Consider the following 2,908-nt stretch of genomic DNA (forward strand, 5'->3'; position numbering starts at 1 on the left):
GCCGACGAGTTGTTATGAGGAAGGGTCCGAGAACAACTCGAAGAAAAAACAGTCACGAGTTGTCATGGGAGGCTCACTTGACACCGCTAGAAGGATTTGTTTATGAAAAAAGCTGGCAGTGGGGCTTTTTCATAATTCTTCCGAGGAAATCAACTGACCCTTATCAATAACAAAAAAAGGGTGTCCCAATATACTTTTGGGACACCCTCTTTTACATTTTATTTACTTTGCTTAAAAAAATCAATAAACGCATGATAAAACTCAATTCCCTGGTAAAGCAAAAAGCTTGATGCCGTCAGTGAAAAGAAGCCGATCATCAGAAAACGAAACCACATGATTCATTCCTCCTTTGATTTTAAAAATGCTTAAAATCTCAGAGGCTTGATCACATAATTAGATTGGAAAAACACAGCCGTCAGAAAGGCGAAAATCGCGGTAAAGGCATTTGCAGGAATACGTCTGCTGATATAAGGCTGTATAAAAAGAAGAGCAACAATTGTATAGAAAATGGTGAAGGTTTTTTTATCACTTGTAGTTGGATCGGGTAGGTCTTCTGAAGCCTTATCCACTAGGAGGACTGCTTTCGTTTTTGTGCCAAATGCATTAACTTTTTCAGCAGGAAGCGTTCCGTGAGTGAGTAAGAAAGTAAACAGAAGGAGCAGGCTCAGGGCTGAAGTTCTAAGCTTCTTCACGGTCTTCACTCCCTTAAAAAGTAATAAACCTATCTTATAACATTATATGCATAGTGGAAACTAAAAAGTTTAGACATTTTCTGAGATGTTTTTCATTCCACATAAAAACAGGCACCTGATTTGGCGCCTGTCATCCATATTATTGCTTTCTCAAATTGCCCAGCTCTTCGGCAATTGCTTGCAATTCGTTCGGGCTGAAACTGTTCTTCTTCATGATCATTTCATAAATTTCTACAAGTTCTTCATACATTTCACCGTCAAAATGTGAGGATTTGATGGCGCCTATGTTCATGACATTAAGCTTTTCTTTAATTTTTTCAATCATGAATTCAACGTTTTCAGGCGAATTTTTAGTTAAGTCCACTCCGTTCATCCTTTCAAGGGTTGTACAATTATCTTTCCATGTTCACTATGAAAAGTCAATTATAAATACGGCTCTATGAAGGGACGGATTTATATTTAGACGGTTAGCGGAATAGTTTTTTTCACCATTCCTTGAGTGAATTTTGGACCCAATGGCTCCATTTTATTTTCATTACTAAAAAATGAATCTGATAAAAAAATTGTCTAGACTTGCATGAAGCAATGGCTATCGTGGAAAATGTTAGATAGGAAGCAGGCAAGACTGAATGTCTGCATCGGGACAAACTTATTTAGGAGGAGAAGGATATGAGTTCGAGGAGATTTTGGATGGGTATGGTTTTAGGAGCGTTAGCAGGAGGGGCTGTAAGCCTTTTGGAAAAATCGACCCGCGACGGTGTTAAAGAAGATTTCAGCAAAGTATCAAGCGGCGTAGCTTACGCAGTTAAAAACCCAACTGAATTATTTGAAGAGATCAAGGATGTAGCGAATAAAGTCCGGTCAACAGTGGAACAAGTAACAGAGGACGTTGCTTTTATTACAGAAAAAGTAGAGGAAATCAGAGATGTTCCACCACAGGTAACTGAGCTTGTAAAAGGGACAAAGGAAACGTTGAGGAAAATTGCGGCATCTGACCAAAATCCGTCGCATATAGATGAAAATAAACTTTAAACAAGCCCTTATTTAGATCAAGGAAAGCATATGATGAGGTGAATCAATGGTTGATTTATCGTTTTTCAGGCAAATGTGGCACAGGATTCAGGAGGATGATGTTCCGGCACTTGCTGCCCAGCTTGCATACTTCTTGTTGCTTTCCTTGTTTCCGTTATTGATCTTCCTAGTGACGCTTGTGCCGTACCTGCCGATTACCGAGGTTGATATACTTGCTTTTTTTGACGATTACGCTCCTGGCGATACAATGGATTTAATCAGGAACAGTCTTGAGGATATTATGGAAAAAGACGGCAAGCTTCTGTCTTTTGGATTGATAGCCACAATTTGGACTGCATCCAACGGGATCAACGCCATTGTGACAGCCTTTAACAGGGCGTACAGGGTGAAAGAAACGAGATCGTTCATCGTAAGCCGTTTAATGGCGATTATTTTAACCTTTGCGATGATTTTTGTCTTTCTTGTCGCTTTAATTCTTCCTGTGTTTGGAAAAGAAATCGGCATTTGGCTTTTTGCTAATTTCGGCTTGAGAGAAGAGTTTATCCATGTATGGAACATGCTTCGCTGGCTGATCAGTATCCTGATTCTATTTGTCGTTTTTCTGGGATTATACTGGATAGCCCCTAACAAAAAGCTTACCTGCATCAGTGGACTGCCGGGATCTGTCTTTGCGACAGCTGGCTGGGTGCTTGTTTCAATCGGATTCTCTTACTACGTCAGCAATATTGCGTCCTACACGGCAACTTACGGCAGCATTGGCGCCATCATCGTCCTGATGCTCTGGCTTTATCTTTCTGCTTATATCATTATCATTGGTGGAGAAATCAATGCTTATTTCAGTGAGAAGAAGGCTGGGTGCTGATTGAGGACAGAAATGAATGATTTGAAAGACAAGTTCTCCTGATTCCCAATTCAGATATCCTTATATTTCCGCGGTAACGAGTCCGTTTTTTGCAGAAGATATAAGGGAGGCAAGTACCTCACTTATATCAAGGGGGATTTCAAGATGACCAAGAAAACGAAAAAAGACGGCGGAACAAAACAAAAAGGCAACAAAAGCAATCCTAAGCAAAAAACATCAGGCTCTGCGAATGGATCAAATGGATATCACTAAAAAAAACTCCCGTCGGCACATATTGGCCGAGCGGGAGTTTCTTTGTCTAGCTCCAGCGCCTAGCCCCTCG

The 2,908-nt window shown here is 40.5% G+C and carries 4 protein-coding genes; 2 read left to right on the plus strand and 2 right to left on the minus strand.

Features of this window, described 5'->3' with window-relative positions; all coding sequences use genetic code 11:
- Nucleotides 1-365: 365 nt before the first annotated feature.
- Together V7654_RS07355 and V7654_RS07360 are read right to left on the minus strand one after the other, a co-directional pair.
- Nucleotides 366-692, minus strand: a complete 327-nt coding sequence (locus V7654_RS07355) for a hypothetical protein (RefSeq protein WP_335429586.1) — start codon at nucleotides 690-692, stop codon at nucleotides 366-368.
- A 139-nt stretch (nucleotides 693-831) separates the two neighbouring features.
- Nucleotides 832-1,056: a DUF1128 domain-containing protein gene (locus tag V7654_RS07360; protein WP_335429587.1), complete on the minus strand. Its 225-nt coding sequence runs from the start codon at nucleotides 1,054-1,056 to the stop codon at nucleotides 832-834.
- A 305-nt stretch (nucleotides 1,057-1,361) separates the two neighbouring features.
- Here V7654_RS07360 and V7654_RS07365 point away from each other — a divergent pair, with 305 nt between their 5' ends.
- Both V7654_RS07365 and V7654_RS07370 read left to right on the plus strand, forming a co-directional pair.
- Nucleotides 1,362-1,724: a YtxH domain-containing protein gene (locus V7654_RS07365; protein WP_335429590.1), complete on the plus strand. Its 363-nt coding sequence runs from the start codon at nucleotides 1,362-1,364 to the stop codon at nucleotides 1,722-1,724.
- A 46-nt stretch (nucleotides 1,725-1,770) separates the two neighbouring features.
- Complete coding sequence (locus V7654_RS07370) at nucleotides 1,771-2,586, plus strand: YihY/virulence factor BrkB family protein (RefSeq protein WP_335429592.1); 816 nt, start codon at nucleotides 1,771-1,773, stop codon at nucleotides 2,584-2,586.
- The last annotated feature ends 322 nt before the right edge of the window (nucleotides 2,587-2,908 follow it).

Source organism: Bacillus sp. JJ1609, assembly GCF_036967045.1.
Lineage (GTDB): Bacteria > Bacillota > Bacilli > Bacillales > Cytobacillaceae > Mesobacillus.

Excerpts from the sequence above, each read along its gene's own strand:
- V7654_RS07365 (WP_335429590.1), top strand. The coding sequence starts at position 1,362 with ATGAGTTCGAGGAGATTTTGGATGGGTATGGTTTTAGGAGCGTTAGCA.
- V7654_RS07370 (WP_335429592.1), top strand. The coding sequence starts at position 1,771 with ATGGTTGATTTATCGTTTTTCAGGCAAATGTGGCACAGGATTCAGGAG.